At 62.0% G+C, this 15,766-nt stretch carries 12 protein-coding genes and 1 pseudogene; 6 read left to right on the top strand and 7 right to left on the bottom strand.

The genetic code is table 11. The features are described from left to right. The first annotated feature begins 191 nt into the window (after positions 1–191). Both gltB and H7R73_RS09335 read left to right on the top strand, forming a co-directional pair. Positions 192–4,649, top strand: a complete 4,458-nt coding sequence (gene gltB / locus H7R73_RS09340) for a glutamate synthase large subunit (RefSeq protein ID WP_010675168.1) — start codon at positions 192–194, stop codon at positions 4,647–4,649. Between the two features lie 12 nt (positions 4,650–4,661). Then, positions 4,662–6,077 (top strand): FAD-dependent oxidoreductase, encoded by a 1,416-nt coding sequence (locus tag H7R73_RS09335; protein ID WP_103260338.1) that lies wholly within the window; start codon positions 4,662–4,664, stop codon positions 6,075–6,077. Positions 6,078–6,159: 82 nt separating this feature from the next. Here H7R73_RS09335 and H7R73_RS09330 read toward each other — a convergent pair whose 3' ends face one another. Continuing rightward, positions 6,160–6,738 carry an O-methyltransferase gene (locus H7R73_RS09330; protein ID WP_103260339.1) on the bottom strand — a complete coding sequence of 193 codons (579 nt, stop codon included), beginning with the start codon at positions 6,736–6,738 and terminating at the stop codon, positions 6,160–6,162. A gap of 127 nt (positions 6,739–6,865) precedes the next feature. On the opposite strand from H7R73_RS09330, the pseudogene H7R73_RS09325 reads away from it, so the two are divergent. Next, positions 6,866–6,994, top strand: a pseudogene (locus H7R73_RS09325) (questin oxidase family protein); the annotation flags it as partial. On the opposite strand, the gene H7R73_RS09320 reads toward H7R73_RS09325, so the two are convergent. From H7R73_RS09320 to H7R73_RS09300, 5 genes are all read right to left on the bottom strand, one after another. Next, positions 6,991–7,422, bottom strand: a complete 432-nt coding sequence (locus tag H7R73_RS09320) for a hypothetical protein (RefSeq protein WP_041213092.1) — start codon at positions 7,420–7,422, stop codon at positions 6,991–6,993. The pseudogene H7R73_RS09325 and the gene H7R73_RS09320 overlap by 4 nt on opposite strands. Positions 7,423–7,466: 44 nt before the next feature. Continuing rightward, entirely contained in the window at positions 7,467–8,507 is a 1,041-nt protein-coding gene (locus H7R73_RS09315) for a M35 family metallo-endopeptidase (protein ID WP_182951675.1), read from the bottom strand. Positions 8,508–8,760: 253 nt separating this feature from the next. After that, positions 8,761–9,396: a DUF2913 family protein gene (locus H7R73_RS09310; protein ID WP_042014673.1), complete on the bottom strand. Its 636-nt coding sequence runs from the start codon at positions 9,394–9,396 to the stop codon at positions 8,761–8,763. Positions 9,397–9,510: 114 nt separating this feature from the next. Continuing rightward, entirely contained in the window at positions 9,511–10,806 is a 1,296-nt protein-coding gene (locus tag H7R73_RS09305) for a DEAD/DEAH box helicase (RefSeq protein WP_180344881.1), read from the bottom strand. A gap of 245 nt (positions 10,807–11,051) precedes the next feature. Further along, the gene (locus tag H7R73_RS09300) at positions 11,052–11,702 is read right to left on the bottom strand and encodes a DedA family protein (protein WP_010675180.1); all 651 of its coding nucleotides are present in this window, start codon (positions 11,700–11,702) and stop codon (positions 11,052–11,054) included. 332 nt (positions 11,703–12,034) lie between these two features. Between H7R73_RS09300 and H7R73_RS09295 the strand changes: the two genes are divergently transcribed. The 3 genes from H7R73_RS09295 to H7R73_RS09285 all read left to right on the top strand — a co-directional run bounded on the left by H7R73_RS09295 (position 12,035) and on the right by H7R73_RS09285 (position 14,424). Next, positions 12,035–13,003, top strand: coding sequence for an autotransporter domain-containing protein (locus H7R73_RS09295; RefSeq protein WP_103260341.1), 969 nt, complete (start codon positions 12,035–12,037; stop codon positions 13,001–13,003). 242 nt (positions 13,004–13,245) lie between these two features. Continuing rightward, complete coding sequence (locus tag H7R73_RS09290) at positions 13,246–14,103, top strand: nuclease-related domain-containing protein (protein ID WP_182951674.1); 858 nt, start codon at positions 13,246–13,248, stop codon at positions 14,101–14,103. An 81-nt stretch (positions 14,104–14,184) separates the two neighbouring features. Next, complete coding sequence (locus H7R73_RS09285) at positions 14,185–14,424, top strand: hypothetical protein (RefSeq protein WP_052224769.1); 240 nt, start codon at positions 14,185–14,187, stop codon at positions 14,422–14,424. Positions 14,425–14,491: 67 nt separating this feature from the next. Here H7R73_RS09285 and H7R73_RS09280 read toward each other — a convergent pair whose 3' ends face one another. Beyond that, positions 14,492–15,655, bottom strand: a complete 1,164-nt coding sequence (locus tag H7R73_RS09280; RefSeq protein ID WP_182951673.1) for a DUF1615 domain-containing protein — start codon at positions 15,653–15,655, stop codon at positions 14,492–14,494. Positions 15,656–15,766 lie beyond the last annotated feature (111 nt).

Below are 15,766 nucleotides of genomic sequence, written 5' to 3'. Positions count from 1 at the left end.
GTCTCAAAAACCCACATTTTGTTATGGCGATGTAACATTGCAAACAAGCGGGATGTCCAATTGACCTTGCCCGAAAATCCCATTAGTTTGGAGATTCGCCACCTCAGGCGGACGGAACCACAAGAGCCAATCGCAATTTATGCAGTCTGTTGATGACAGTGCGATGGAAGGCCGAGCAAGGGAGAAATGCAATGTCACTATATGATCCAAAGCTGGAGAGGGATAACTGTGGCTTCGGCCTGTTGGCCCACATGGAAGGGGAAGCCAGCCACAAGCTTGTCCGTCTCGCGATGTCAGCCTTGGCTCGCATGCAGCACCGCGGCGGTATCTCCGCCGATGGCAAGACCGGCGACGGCTGCGGCCTGTTGCTGCAAAAACCCGACAGCTTCTTTAGAGCGGTCGCCGAAGAGAAGGGATGGCACCTGGGCCGCAACTACGCGGTCGGTATGCTGTTTCTCAACCCCGATCCCATCCTGGCCCAGGCCACTCGCGACATCATCGACGAGGAGCTGGAAAGAGAGACCCTGAGTCTGGTCGGCTGGCGCAAGGTGCCTATCGATACCAACGTACTCGGTTCCATCGCCAAGGCGTCCCTGCCCAGTATTGAACAGGTCTTTGTCAACGCACCCCCGGGCTGGGTCGACAAGGATCTCGAGCGCCGCCTCTATATCGTGCGCCGCCGCATCGAGAAGCGCATCAGCGACGACTACTTCTATGTGGTCAGCCTCTCCAACCTGGTCACCGTCTACAAGGGGCTGTGCATGCCGGTGGATTTGCCGCGCTTCTATCTGGATCTGGCCGACATCCGCATGCAGGCCGCCATCTGCGTGTTCCACCAGCGTTTCTCCACCAACACGAGCCCACGCTGGCCGCTGGCGCAGCCGTTCCGCTACCTCGCCCACAACGGCGAAATCAACACCATTGCCGGCAACCGCCAGTGGGCCAAGGCGCGCAGCTACAAGTTCGCCACCCCGCTGATCCCCGATCTGCAAGAGGCCGCCCCCTTCGTCAACACCACGGGATCGGATTCCTCCAGCCTCGACAACATGCTGGATCTCTTCCTGGCCGGCGGCATGGACCTGTTCCGTGCCATGCGCCTGCTGATCCCGCCTGCGTGGCAGAAGCACCCGAATATGGATGACGACCTGCGCGCCTTCTACGACTTCAACTCCATGCACATGGAGCCCTGGGACGGCCCGGCCGGCATCGTCATGACCGACGGTCGTTACGCCACCTGCGCACTCGACAGAAACGGTCTGCGTCCGGCACGTTACGTCATCACCAAGGACAAGTTCATCACGCTGGCCTCCGAAGTGGGCACCTGGGACTACACCCCGGACGAAGTGCTGGAGAAGGGCCGTGTCGGCCCGGGGGAGCTGTTCGTGGTCGATACCAGCAACGGCAAGATCTGGACCAGCTTCGAAATTGATGACGATCTCAAGAGCCGTCACACCTACAAGCAGTGGATGGACAAGCACTGCAAGCGCCTGGTGCCCTTCGAGCAGATGGACGATGCCAGCACGGGATCGCGGGAATTCCCGGATGACCGGCTCAAGACTTACCAGAAGCTGTTCGGCTACTCCTTTGAAGAGCTGGATCAGGTGATCCGCGTGCTCGGCGAGAATGGCCAGGAGGCGGTGGGCTCCATGGGGGATGACACCCCGATGGCGGTGCTCTCCTCCAGCCAGCGTACCCTGTACGACTACTTCCGCCAGATGTTCGCCCAGGTGACCAACCCGCCCATCGATCCCCTGCGGGAAAATCACGTCATGTCCCTGGCCACCTGTATCGGCCGCGAACAGAACGTGTTCAACGAGACCTTCGGTCACGCCCACCGGGTGCTGTTCCAGTCGCCGATCCTGCTCTACTCCGACTTCCATCAATTGCTGGCCCTGGAAGGGGAGCACTACCGCCATGCGGTGCTGAGCCTCAACTACCTGCCCGAAGAGGGGCTGCAGGCTGCCCTTGAGCGTCTCTGCCACGAGGCAGCTGAAGCGGCCCGCAGCGGCGCGGTGCTGCTGGTACTGTCAGACCGGGACATCAGCCCGGATACCCTGCCCATCCCGGCCGCCATGGCGGTGGGTGCGGTGCAGCGTACCCTGGTGGACAACAACCTGCGCTGCGACGCCAATATCCTGGTGGAGACCGCGAGCGTGCGCGACCCGCACCACTTCGCCGTGCTGCTGGGCTTTGGCGCCACCGCCATCTACCCCTACCTCGCCTACGAGACCCTCGCCAAGCAGGTAGAAGAAGGCGTGCTCAAGATGAGCCTGCGCCAGGCCATGCTCAACTACCGCAACGGCATCAACAAGGGCCTCTACAAGGTGATGTCCAAGATGGGCATCAGCACGGTGGCAAGCTACCGCTGCTCCCAGCTGTTTGAGGCGGTGGGCCTCTCTAGGGCTGTTGTCGAACTCTGCTTCCGCGGCGTATCGAGCCGCATCCAGGGTGCCGACTTTGCCGACATCCAGCAGGATCAGATCAATCTGTCCCGTCTGGCCTGGCTCGGCCGCAAGCCGCTGACCCAGGGCGGCCTCTTGAAATTCGTCCACGGTGGCGAGTACCACACCTACAACCCGGACGTGGTGCAGACCCTGCAAGTGGCGGTGCGCTCCGGCAACTACGCCGATTACAAGGAGTATGCCCGTCTGGTGAACGAGCGCCCGGTCGCCACCCTGCGGGATCTGCTGTCGCTCAAACAGGGCACCACCCCGGTTGCGCTGGATCAGGTGGAGCCAGCCGCCAGGCTGTTCCCCCGCTTCGACTCCGCGGCCATGTCCATCGGCGCCCTCGGCCCGGAAGCCCACGAGGCCCTGGCCATCGCCATGAACCGCCTCGGCGGTCAGAGCAACTCCGGCGAAGGCGGTGAAGATCCCAAGCGTTTTGGTACCGAGAAGAACTCTCGCATCAAGCAGGTGGCGTCCGGTCGCTTTGGCGTCACCCCTCACTACCTGATGAACGCGGACGTGGTGCAGATAAAAGTCGCCCAGGGTGCCAAGCCCGGTGAAGGGGGCCAGCTGCCCGGTGACAAGGTCACCGCGCAAATCGCCCAGCTGCGCTACTCCGTGCCCGGCGTGACCCTGATCTCCCCGCCGCCGCACCACGACATCTACTCCATCGAGGATCTGGCCCAGCTCATCTTCGACATCAAGCAGATCAACCCGAACTGCCTGGTGTCGGTGAAACTGGTGTCCGAACCTGGCGTCGGCACCATCGCCTGTGGCGTGGCCAAGGCCTATGCGGACTTCATTACCGTCTCCGGCTACGACGGCGGCACCGGCGCCAGCCCGCTCACCTCGGTCAAATACGCCGGCTCCCCCTGGGAGCTGGGCCTGGCCGAAACCCAGCAGGCGCTGGTGGCCAACGGCCTGCGCCACAAGGTGCGTCTGCAAGTGGATGGCGGCCTCAAGACCGGTCTGGACATCATCAAGGCGGCCATCCTCGGCGCTGAGAGCTTTGGCTTCGGTACCGGCCCCATGGTGGCGCTCGGTTGCAAATACCTGCGTATCTGCCACCTGAACAACTGCGCCACCGGCGTCGCCACCCAGGATGAGAAGCTGCGCCGCGAACATTTCACTGGCCTGCCGGAGATGGTGATGAACTACTTCAAGTTCATCGCCGAGGAGACGCGCGAGCTGATGGCCGAGCTTGGCGTCACCCAGCTCACCGACCTCATCGGTCGTACCGACCTGCTGGAAGCCCTGCCCGGCCTCACCGCCCGTCAGGCCAAGCTGGACTTGTCCGGCATCCTGGCGGCCCCGGTTGCACCGGCAGGCTCCAGTCTGTTCAGCCAGCAGCACAACCCCACCTTCGACAAGGGGCCCTTGAACCTCAAGATGGTGGAAGACCTGCTGGACGCGGTGGAAAACATGAGTGGCGGCGAGTTCCGCTACGACATCCGCAACACCGACCGCTCCGTGGGTGCACGTCTGTCCGGCGAAATCGTCAAGCGCCACGGCAACCAGGGCATGGCGGCCGATCCGGTCAAGGTGCACTTCAACGGCACCGCCGGCCAGAGCTTCGGCGTCTGGAACGCCGGCGGCCTTGAGATGATCCTCACCGGGGATGCCAACGACTACGTGGGCAAGGGGATGACCGGCGGCAAGCTGGTAATCAAACCCCACGTCGGCGTGGCGTTCAAATCCCACGAGGCGGCCATCATCGGCAACACCTGCCTCTATGGCGCCACCGGCGGCAAGCTCTATGCCGCAGGGACCGCAGGCGAGCGGTTCGCGGTGCGCAACTCAGGGGCCTTGGCGGTGGTCGAGGGGATTGGCGACAACGGCTGTGAATACATGACAGGCGGCATCGTCACCGTGCTCGGCAAGACCGGTGTCAACTTCGCGGCGGGCATGACAGGCGGTTTCGCCTACGTGCTCGACGAGTGCGGCAACTTTGCCAAGCGCACCAACCCCGAGCTGGTCGAACTGCTGGAGGTGGCGGATCTGGCCATCCACCAGGAGCACCTGCGCGGTATCATCACGGCGCACCTCAACGAGACAGGCAGCTCGCGTGCCGAGGAGATCCTGGCCAACTTCGACTCCTATGTGCCCAAATTCAGGCTGATCAAACCCAAGTCCAGCGACGTCAAATCGCTGCTTGGCCACACCAGCCGTTCCAGTGCAGAACTCAGAATCCAGGCGCAATAAGGAGGGAACCCTATGAGCCAGAACGTATTCCAGTTTATCGATGTCCAGCGGGTCGACCCGCCCAAGAAGCCGCTCAAGATCCGCAAGATCCAGTTCGTGGAGATCTACGAGCCCTTCAACCAGGCCCAGGTCGGCATGCAGGCTGATCGCTGCCTCGACTGCGGCAACCCCTATTGCGAGTGGAAGTGCCCGGTACACAACTACATCCCCAACTGGCTGAAGCTGGCCAACGAGGGACGCATTCTGGAGGCGGTGGAGCTCTCCCACCAGACCAACAGCCTGCCGGAGGTATGTGGCCGCGTTTGCCCGCAAGACAGACTGTGTGAGGGTGCCTGCACCCTCAACGACAGATTCGGCGCCGTGACCATCGGCAACATCGAAAAATACATCACCGACAAGGCGTTCGAGATGGGCTGGCGCCCGGATCTCTCCAAGGTGGTCAAGACCGGCAAGCGGGTCGCCGTCATTGGCGCGGGCCCCGCGGGCCTTGCCTGTGCCGACGTGCTGGCACGCAATGGCGTCACCCCTGTGGTGTTCGACAAGTACCCGGAGATCGGCGGCCTGCTCACCTTCGGTATCCCCTCCTTCAAGCTGGAGAAAGAGGTGATGCAGCGCCGCCGCGAGATCTTCGAGGGGATGGGAGTGGAGTTTCGTCTCGAGACCGAAGTGGGCCGTGACGTCACCTTCGCCGATCTGCTCGGCGAGTTCGATGCGGTCTTCCTCGGGGTCGGCACCTACAAGTACATGAAGGGCGGCTTTGCCAACGAAGAGGCGCCGGGGGTCTACGACGCCCTGCCCTACCTCATCTCCAACGCCAATCGCTTGCTGGGCTTTGAGAAGGCGCAAGCCGATTACATCGACTTCGCCGGCAAGCAGGTTGTGGTGCTGGGGGGCGGCGACACCGCCATGGACTGCGTGCGCACCGCCATCCGCCAGGGGGCCGATCGGGTGATCTGCGCCTACCGCCGGGATGCCGAGAACATGCCAGGCTCCAAGCGGGAGGTGAAAAACGCCCAGGAGGAAGGGGTGGAATTTATGTTCAACCTGCAACCTGTCGGGGTCGAACTGGACGCTCACGGCCGCACCTGCGGCATCAAGGTGGTGAGCACCGAGCTTGGCGCCCCCGATGCCAATGGCCGCCGCAATCCGGTAGTCATTGAAGGCTCCGAGCAGGTGCTGCCCGCCGATGCGGTGGTGATGGCGTTCGGCTTCCAGCCCAACCCCCAGCCCTGGATGGCAGAGCACGGCGTCGAGCTCGACGGCCGGGATCGCATCAAGGCGTCCGAGAAGGCGGACTACGCCTTCCAGACCAGCAACCCCAAGGTGTTCGCCGGTGGTGACGCGGTGCGCGGCTCGGATCTGGTGGTGACCGCCATTTATGAGGGTCGCAAGGCGGCCGAAGGGATCATGGACTACCTGGCCGTGTGATCTGCCGTTATAACCAAGCAGCCATGCAAACAGCCCCGCTCGTGCGGGGCTGTTTTTTTATGCCTGGCTTTGGTGCTGCGCTCTAGCACCGCACCACCAGAAACTCCCCCTTGCCCACCGGCACCAGGGAAGTCAGGAAATCGGGGTCACGCCGCACCTGTGCCATCCACTCCATCATCTCGTCTTCATGGGAGATGGCATTGTCCACCACCAGCAGGCCACGAGGGGCAAGCAGGCGCTGGATCTCGGGCCACCAGGCCTGGTAGTGGCGGCGCTCGGAGTCGAGGAAGATGAGCTGATAGCCCGCCGTCGGCAGGCAGGGCAACAGGCTGCCGGCCTCCCCCGCCAACTGCTCAATCCAGGGAGTGAGCCCGGCCCGCTCAAAGTTGGTCGCCGCCATGGTCCGTTTGCCCTCGTCCAGCTCGATGGTGGTGACCCGGCCCCCCAGCCGTTTCACTGCCTCGGCCAGCCAGAGGGTGGAGTAACCGTTGGAGGTGCCGATCTCCAGCACAGCCTGCGCCCCCCTCGTCTGCACCAGCACCGCCAGCAGTTCGCCGGTGTCGCGGGTAATGTTGAGCATCTTGCTGCCACGGGAGTGTTGCGCGCCGTCATTCTGCTCGCCAAAGCGCTCCAGCTCCCGTTTCAGTTGTTCCAGTGCCATGACTCCTCCTTGACGGTGTAAACGAGTCGGCCCGGTGCATGGCATGGCTGGACCGCCCCTCATGTTCATCATTTTGCTATCGACCCACTCGGTGGCCCATCCCCTGTGTCATCCGGATAAAGACGATACCCTGGATGACCATGTGATCACGCTGGTGCACTGCTGCTGGCGGGAAAGCCAATCGTCACGCGGTCTGGCGGTGGCCCCCCGCGCCGTCGGGCTGCTGGATACCAAGGGCAAGCCGCAGATCGCCTAGGGGGCCACCCGGGTAAAGTCGATGGCGGGGCAGCTGGGCGCCACGCCCTTGGTCAGCGTCAGGGGCTGGGCACGATAGCTGAGCCGGTAGCGGCCCGGTTGGGACAGATCGTAGGCCTGCGCCAGGTCCGCATCGGCCTGGCTCTGCTCCCCCGCCCCCAGGTGCAGGAAGTCGCCGTCCCCGGGGGTACCTCGCTTGGCAAGCGGCCCTCGATAGTCCAGCGGCTGCCCATCGCGGGTCAGGTCGATGGCATCGGCAAACCACCCCTCGAAGGGGGTGAACCAGGTCAATACCTCGAGGGGCGTCTCCCCCCGGTTGGTCAGGGTCATCACCAGGGGCAGGGGTTCGTTCACCCCGCTCTCTGCGCTGACCGACAGCTCGCACTGCAACGGCGCCAGTGCCAGGGTGGTGAGCAAGAGTGTCATCATGGTGCCTCCGTCAAAAAAGGGGCCATCCGGCCCCTGTTTGCAACTCAATTTTCGCTCGGGGTATTCTCGGCGAAATATTCATGGTTGTCGGCATTGTTCAGGGCCTTCTGGGGATCCGTGCTCGCCAGATTGCGCGCATTGGCCTGACCGTATCCCAGATCGTCGGTGCCCGCCACCACGTTGAAGTGGCTCAGCTCGTGGACAATGGTGCCGGCGCGGGAATCGGTCCCGGTGACCGGCGCTGTCCAGAAGCTCTTGCACAGATAGACCTTGTAGGGCTGGTCCGGATAGACATAGGCAAAGTAGCTCTGCTTGCAACCGCAGTCGAAGGTGAGCGGCTTGTTGTCGATGGCATCCTTGATCTTGCTGAAGTTGGTCTCGGCCTGGTTCCAGCGGGTGGCGTCATAGGCGCCAAACCAGCTGCGGTAGCGCTGTCCATTCGGCTTGTCCACCGCGAGGTAGCTGCTGGAGTTGTTGGCGATGCCACTCGCGGCATCGAGCGCAGCCAGGATGTCGCTCTTCTGGGTGTTGGTGCAACGGCCGCTGAAGCTGACCGAGGCGCTCACCGCCTGGGGCTCGGTCACCGCCGCCTTGGCCAGCACCCGATCGTCGCTCACCCCGTCCACCCAGAGGGTCACGGCATTGGACTCGCTCGCCTGGGCCTGCTTGGCCTTGGCCGCTTTCCCCTCCTGCGCCACGGTCGGCAGCAGGTAACGGATGCTGTACTGGCCCTGGGCGCTCATGTCGTAGAGACCGGAGACCTCCGCCTGCACAGTCAGGCTCTGGCCTGCCTTGAGCAGTTGGTAGTCCTTGTCACTCGGGGCGGCCCGCTTGATCAGGGCCCCTTCGTAATCCACCGGCTGGCCGTCACGCTCCACCTGGAACAGGGGGGCATCCTCGCTGCCTGGCAGTTGCCATTTGAGCAGACGAACCGGCTTCTCCCCGGTGTTGGTCAGGGTCAGGTTGACGCGCACATCGTCTGTGCTGCCCTCCACCAGAGTGAGCCGGGCATCGAGTCCGGCGGCGCAGAGCGGGGACGCCAGCACGCCGGCCAGCAACAGGGCAATTGGAGTCGCTTTCATCATGTTTCCTCATTCATTGAGTGTCGCCTTGTCAGGCGGTCCGCTTCCTTTAAGGCCCTCTTTGGGGCCCATCCACCCTAGAGCAGAAGCACCACCCCACCATCCCTCCATATGGGGGACGCCCCCCATCAGAGGGGGAGCCCCTTGGCTGCGACAAAGATTGCCCGCCCGGCCCGAGCGTGCAGGCAACCCCGTGGGGGGCATTTGCCATAAAAAAACCCGGCGCAGGGCCGGGTGACAGGATGAGAAGGCGGGATCAGGAGGCCAGCAGCGCCAGGGCCGGCTGCGCGTTGCCCGGCATCAGCCGATAGGCCTTGTGGTGCTTGACCAGGGTGGTTTTCTTGTTGCCCTGGCTCAGCAGCAGGCCCCGGGCAAATGCCGCCTCGGCCAGTACCTGCTCGTCCCCGCGCACATAGAGGGTGAGGGGCTTGACCAGCTCACCCCCCTCGATATGGCCCTGATACTCGCTGGCCGAGATGATCAGGCTGGATTGCCCCTGGCTCAGCAGCCGCTGCCGGGTGTTCAGTTCGCTGTCGGTGAACACCAGCCAGCCCGCCCCCTCCAGCGCCAAAAGCAGATCGGCCAGGCGCGCCCCCAGCTGTACCGGCTCATACATGGCACGCTCATACTGGCGCTGCACCCGCTCAAGCAGCCCCTTGAGATCGGCCCCCGCCCCCAGCGTCCGCCCCAGTTGCACCCAGGCCTTGAGATCCTCCATCACCAGCCGGGAGAAGCGTTTCTCCTTGAGAGAATCCGCCATCCAGGTACAGAGAAAGTGGCTCTCCTGGGCGGGGGTGCGTTTGCCCGTCTTCTGGGCAGCGGTGCGCTCCAGCTCCGCCAGGCTCTGGCGGGCCATCTCGAGCAGGGCCTGATTGTAAGCAGGAAGGGTCATCTCGGATCCTCTGAAACGGGGCGGCCAGGGGCCGCGTCATCGACAGCACAAAGGCGCCAGTGGCGCCTTTGGAGAGTAAACGCCCCTCCCCGACCGGGAGGGGGCGACGTTGCCTTATTTCGGCTGACGGGGCTTCTTGGCCGCCGCCAGACGCTTGAGGCGCTGACCTTGCAGTTTCGCCTCGGCCATGGCCTGGGCGGCGGCATTGTCTTCACGCTGCGGGCGCTTGCCGAAGCGGCGGCGCTCCTGCAACTGCTTGATGAGGTCGTCACGGCTGCTCACCTCGTAACCCGGCACCATGATGCGACGGATTTTCTGGCCGATGAGGGCCTCGATCTCCAGCAGGGTGCGCTCCTCCTCGCGACTGACGAAGGAGATGGCCATGCCGCTCTTGCCAGCGCGACCGGTTCGGCCGATACGGTGCACGTAATCTTCCGCGAGGAACGGCAGATCATAGTTGACCACGTATTCCAGGCTCGGAATGTCCAGGCCGCGGGCGGCCACCTCGGTGGCCACCAGCACCCGCAGCTTGCCTTCGGTGAATTCACGCAAGGCACGGCGACGGCTCCCCTGGGCCTTGTCACCGTGCACCACGGCAGACTTGATGCCGTCGAGGTTGAGCTCCTCCACCAGTTCATCGCAGCTCTCGCGGGTGCTGGCAAACACCAGCACCTGCTGCCAGTTCTGCTTGCCGATAAGCTCGGAGAGCAGCTCGCGTTTGCGCTTCTGTTCCACCGGATAGACGGTGTGGCTCACGGTGTCGGCAGTGGAGTTCTGCTTGTCGACGGCCACCACCTGGGGTTTGTCCAGCATGAGGTTGGCCAGCTTTTTCACCGCCTCGGAGAAGGTGGCGGAGAAGAGCAGGTTCTGGCGGGTCTTGTTGACCGCCTGCAGGATCTGCTGCACATCGGCGCTAAAGCCCATGTCGAGGATGCGATCCGCCTCGTCCAGCACCAGAGTCTCGACCCCGGAGAGGCTCAGGTTGCAGGCGGTGAGGTGCTCGAGCAGACGGCCAGGGGTGGCCACTATGATGTGTGCGCCCGCTTTGAGCTTCTTGGCCTGCACATCCTGTTTGCCACCACCCACGATGGTGAGGGTGGAGATCCCCAGATACTTGGCGAAATCGTTGATATTGCTCGCCACCTGGGCCGCCAGCTCGCGGGTCGGGGTCAGGATCAGCACGCGGGCATTGGAAGGTTGCACCGGCGCCGGGTTGTCTACCAGGCGTTGCAGGATGGGCAACGCAAAGGCGGCGGTCTTGCCGGTACCGGTCTGGGCACTGGCCAGCACATCGCGGCCACGGCGAATGGCCGGGATGGCCTGGCTCTGCACAGGGGTCATCTCCTGATAACCGCAATCTGAGATGGCGCGCAAAATCTCGGGGGCAAAATCGAACGATTCAAATCTCATGTTGGGTTCCTGTGTTCCAGCGGAGCTGTAGTTGGCGTGGATGGCCTGGGCCGGCGTGTGGCCTGGCATCGGCGAGGCATGAAGCCAAGGACGGCTGGGTCTGACATCAGATCAGAAGATGAGCCGGAAAATGGCGGGCGCGAAGTGTAACAGATAGGCGACAGGAATGCCGCCTCAAATGGCCTGTATTTTTCCGGGGGCTGCGCCCGCCACACGCGGCAGCAGGCGCAGCCCGGGCAGTGAGATCAGCGCACCCGCTTGCTCGGACGCTTGAGCAGCCGCATGCCGATGGCCGCCACCGCAATGACGAACAGCCCGAAAGAGGTGACGAGCAGGCACTTGGTCAGCAGCTCCTGATGATGGGCAAAGACCGGGGTCGCCATCACCATCTTGCCCACCATGCTCAATACCAGGGACCAGAGGAAGGCGCTGGCAAAACTCGCCACGGCCACCCGCAGCAGGTGCAGGCGGGAGACTCCCATCAACATGGGGGTCAACACTCTCACAAAGGGGATGAAACGGGACACGAACATGGCCCAGAAGCCGTAACGATCCAGCAGTCGGGAGGCTCTGGGCAGGCTCCCTTCCGGGATCATTCGCTCCACATGGCCCATGAAACGGGTGCCATGCAGTGCCTGCCCCTGCCAGTAGGCGAGCACGCTCCCTATCCCGGCCGCGAGCGGCAGATAGAGCAAGGTCACCTCGGGCCCCAGCACCCCCATGCCCACCAGACCGCCCGCCAGCAGCACCAGGCTGTCACCGGGCAGGGGCAGAAAGACAAAGCTCGATTCAAGGAAGAGGATCACCACCAGACAGGTGACGAGCAGACCGATTGCCTGCATTTGTATAAGCTGATCAAAATCCTGATGCCATATGGCAAGCAGCATGTCCTGCATCTGGTGTGACTCCCATCAACGTAATGCGCATTCGTCATGATGACCCGAAGGCCCCGTCTGGTAATCCATCCCTGCTACCACCCCAATGTTCGTATGGGAGGCCTCTTATACACCCGGGGAACTGAACAATAAATTAATGTCTGTGATTTCTGCCCAGCGGTTCACCCTTCTCGCGGCCCCCTGCCCCCGCCAAAGCGAGGGCAGCTTGGCCCATCAGGCCAATGCGCACACTCCAAAACAGGACGGGCCTGCCCTTGCCTGGCTGCCAAGCCAGATGAAACCCGTTACAGTGTGAACATGCCCCAATGGACGGGCTACTCATGGAGCCAGGTATGGCAAGACAGCTCTCTTCTCACACACTTTCCTTGCTGGCGGTTATTGCCGGCGTCTCTGCCGGTCTTGTGACAAAGGCCCGTGCCAGCGACGAGAGCCTGGTGCAACAGCGCGCCAACGCCGTCGTCTCCCTCATGAGCTACGCCGTGGTGCCGGATATCACCGCCAGCAACCTTGATATCGGCAGCGGCACCAACGACACCTCCGCCCTCACCATCACCCAGCTCGGGGGTGGCGCCACCCTGAGCGAGGATGTTCCCCTCTATCTGGAGGGCACCCTGGGCTACAGCCGCTACGATCCCCAGTTCGTGTTCACCGATGGCAACGAGACCCGCACCATTCCCACCAAATGGAACAGCCTGAGCGCCACCGGCGGCATCGGCTGGGATGTCGGCGTCCACCGGGATCGCTTTGGTGGCAATCTGGTGCTGCGGCCCATCGCCAATGTCACCCTGGGCACGGTGGCCAGCGACCTTCGCATCGGGGCCGCCCTGCTCGAGCACAGGAGCGGCCAGAATCTGGACTTCCTCGACGGCGGCACCCTCAATGTCTACGGCCTCGGCGGCTCATTGATGCTGGACTATGAGCTCTTCTCCGCCGCCCAGGACATCGATGCCGAGCTGCGCTACTCCTACCAGCATCTGCAAAGCTTCACCGGCACCGCCGAGAGCGTCAGCGGTCAGGCCGATGCGGAAAACCTCGGGCTTTACCTGCGCCGCCGCGCCCCCCTGTGGCACTGGACCCTGCTGGACAGGCCCCTTCGCTACGTGCTGGAAGGGGCCAGAACCGAATACCTGGGGCAGCAACGGGGGCTGCTCGGTTTCAACAGCCTCAACTCCCTGGGACTTGGCCTCGAACTCGACAGCAGCAAGTACGACATTTTCATCACCCGCACCCGGCTGGTGGCCCGCTATATGTTCAGCAACAGTACCAGCGGCTACTCCATCGGATTGGCGATGAGTTTTTAGCCCTCTCACGCCATTGGCCTTCTCTGCCTGTACGCCATGGTGGATGCCCCTCTGGAGCCAAAATTGCGTGATGTACCGCCCAGTTGATAAAGATTGTTCTTCGTTCCTGCACACCACTCACTACAGTCATGCTTTGTCGCCCACTCAACTCCATCTGGCACCAGTGGGCCCCATGTTCATTGCCAGCCAACAGGACTGGCTAGTAGCGCCGGATATGGCTTCGACAGCCGAGGAGGAATGAGATGGATGTGACCAGTCTGCTGGCACCGTTGCTGACCAAACTCTGGTTTGTGTTCCCCTTGCTGTTGCTGGCCGCGATAGTCAAAAGCCCCTGGTTCAAAGGGATGGTCGGGGAGTGGTTTCTCAATCTCTGCCTCGGGCTCTTTCTCGACAAACGGGAATATCACCTGCTCAAGGATGTGACCCTGCCGATTTCTCAGGGCACTACCCAGATAGATCATGTGATTGTTTCGCGGTTTGGCCTGTTCGTGATCGAAACAAAAAACATGAAAGGATGGATATTCGGCAATCCGGCCCATAAAAGCTGGACTCAGCAGATATATCGCCGCAAGCATCGTTTTCAAAACCCGCTGCATCAAAATCATCTGCACGTCATGACCCTGAAGGCCCTGTTGGGCCTAGCGGATCAGCAACTGCACTCAGTGATTTACTTTATTGGCGACTGTACTTTCAAGACGCCAATGCCGGACAACGTCATGAACCGTGGATTGATCCGATATATCAAGGAGAAGACCACACAGGTATTGACCCCTGCAGACATCATCCAGGTGGTCAAGACCATCCAGAAAACACGATTGACTCCCAACTGGCAGACCCACAGACAACATGTTGCACAACTAAAGGCGCGCCACCTGGCGCCCTCACGAAAATCACCCTCTGCTACCCTTCTGGCTGACAACACGACTGCCTCCTCTCGCATCCTGCCTGCTCCCACGGAGCAGAGTCCTGCATGCCCCCGATGTGGCAACCTTATGGTATTGCGTACCGCCAGCCGAGGGGAGCATAAAGGCACCCAGTTTTGGGGATGCAGCGGATATCCAAAATGCAGGGGGATGACATCATTCAAAATTACACGCTAGAAAAATAACCGCGGTACAGACCTGGCAACCATGGGGCCATAATCACAAACCCAGATAACCTCTATTCAAAGGAATTGATGAATGAGCATAAAAAAAATATCGGTAACAATGGTGATCGCCAGCATGAGTATATTGCTGACATCCTGCGCATCTGACCCGCAGCCAACATGGAGAAAAGAGGGCGTGTCACACGATGACACTCTCACTGCATTGTCTCAATGCAAATATGAGATCCGTCTGAACAATATCTCTGATGAGGAAAAAAACGAAGTCATCACCGATTGTATGCAGGCCAAGGGGTATCGCTGGAGAGCCTATTAATGACTTCAGCCGGTTGTCATTAATCATGGCAACCGGCTGTTATATTTCTTACTGACCAAACGCCTCATCACTTAATTGTCGCCATCTTCCGTACGCAGGATTGCTCCCTGTCATCCACCCGCTTGGCAAACCAGGCGGTGGTGAGGTTGCGGGTGATCTTGGGGCTCTTTAGCTGGATACCGGGCAAGATGGCGCGGGGTTGCCGTGTCCCGGCCTGTTTGTCGGCCAGAGCGAAGACCCTGTGGTAGAGATCGCTTTTGGCAAAGTCGCTGCTGTCCCCCAGCTTCAGGCTCTGGTGAATGGCCTGCTTGCTCATGTTGACGCGGCTGGCGATGCTGTGGACCGCGAGTTCGGTCTTGCCGGGCAAATCCGAGTCGTAGCGGATGAGATCCCCGTCCAGGGCCAGGGGCTTGCCACTCACCCGGCTTACCGCCGCCTGGAAGGCCGCATTGCGGCTCGCGTACCAGCCCGCATTGAAGTCGGCGAAGCGATAGAGGGTATCCGGGTAGTCCGCGGGATAACCGAAGATGTGTTTGGTGCCAAACCAGATGCCGCCGCGACGAGTGAACACCTCGTGGCGAATGGACTCCTTCACGGGATAGGGGTACCCACGGGCGTTGGCTTCGGCAAAGGCGACGCTCACCTGCATGGGGCCGCCGGTGCGTACCGGGTTGAGATTGCCAAAGAGCTGCTTGCCCATGGGGACGCTGCCTATCATGTCTTCGAAGATCTCGCTCATCTCCCGCTCGGTGCGAAGTTTGTCGATGCGCTCGGCATAGCTCTTGCCGGTGGGGGATTGGATGGAGAGGGCCGTGCGCACCATGAACTCGGGGATGAGCAGCTTGCCGGCCCGGGCATTGATCTCCTTCCAGGCAATCTTGTTGAGGTTGGGCACCACGGGGTCCGCCTGATAGGTCGCCTCCTGCTCCGCCACCGCCAGCACGCTGCAGACGTTGTGATCGCTCACCGTCAGCCCCTGGGTGGTGAGCGCCGTCACCACGTCATTGGCCCAGCCCGGCTTGTCCACCACGTTGCGCGGCAGGAAGCGCACGATACGGCTCTTCATGTCGGCCGGTTTTTGCGGCTGCATCGCCTTGGGAATGGGGCGCCCCGCCGGCGTCGCCGGGCTGGTCGGGGCGGGAGGCTCGCTGGCACAACCCGACAGCAGGGCAAGGGAAAGCAGTGACAGCCAGCGCCAATGGGCATCAAACAAGGAGTGAGAGGGGATCATGAAGGCTTCCTGAAGAGCGGGACCTGCCCTTCATCGCGAATGAGAGGGCTCGAATGCATGGAGGCGGACATTGTAGGGAACAAGTCTGACAAGATGAAGGCGGATGAACCT

Origin of the sequence: Aeromonas sp. WP2-W18-CRE-05 (genome assembly GCF_014168615.1) — a bacterium.
Taxonomy (GTDB): domain Bacteria; phylum Pseudomonadota; class Gammaproteobacteria; order Enterobacterales; family Aeromonadaceae; genus Aeromonas; species Aeromonas caviae.
The sequence above is the reverse complement of the archived record's forward strand: the minus strand, read 5'-3'. Positions and strand labels throughout refer to the sequence as shown.

Coding starts and splice junctions, on each gene's coding strand:
- H7R73_RS09290 (WP_182951674.1), top strand. CDS start 13,246: ATGGATGTGACCAGTCTGCTGGCACCGTTGCTGACCAAACTCTGGTTT.
- H7R73_RS09330 (WP_103260339.1), bottom strand. CDS start 6,738: ATGGCACTGGAACAACTGAAACGGGAGCTGGAGCGCTTTGGCGAGCAG.
- H7R73_RS09305 (WP_180344881.1), bottom strand. CDS start 10,806: ATGAGATTTGAATCGTTCGATTTTGCCCCCGAGATTTTGCGCGCCATC.
- H7R73_RS09320 (WP_041213092.1), bottom strand. CDS start 7,422: ATGATGACACTCTTGCTCACCACCCTGGCACTGGCGCCGTTGCAGTGC.
- H7R73_RS09310 (WP_042014673.1), bottom strand. CDS start 9,396: ATGACCCTTCCTGCTTACAATCAGGCCCTGCTCGAGATGGCCCGCCAG.
- H7R73_RS09335 (WP_103260338.1), top strand. CDS start 4,662: ATGAGCCAGAACGTATTCCAGTTTATCGATGTCCAGCGGGTCGACCCG.
- H7R73_RS09295 (WP_103260341.1), top strand. CDS start 12,035: ATGGCAAGACAGCTCTCTTCTCACACACTTTCCTTGCTGGCGGTTATT.
- gltB (WP_010675168.1), top strand. CDS start 192: ATGTCACTATATGATCCAAAGCTGGAGAGGGATAACTGTGGCTTCGGC.
- H7R73_RS09300 (WP_010675180.1), bottom strand. CDS start 11,702: ATGCAGGACATGCTGCTTGCCATATGGCATCAGGATTTTGATCAGCTT.
- H7R73_RS09315 (WP_182951675.1), bottom strand. CDS start 8,507: ATGATGAAAGCGACTCCAATTGCCCTGTTGCTGGCCGGCGTGCTGGCG.
- H7R73_RS09285 (WP_052224769.1), top strand. CDS start 14,185: ATGAGCATAAAAAAAATATCGGTAACAATGGTGATCGCCAGCATGAGT.
- H7R73_RS09280 (WP_182951673.1), bottom strand. CDS start 15,655: ATGATCCCCTCTCACTCCTTGTTTGATGCCCATTGGCGCTGGCTGTCA.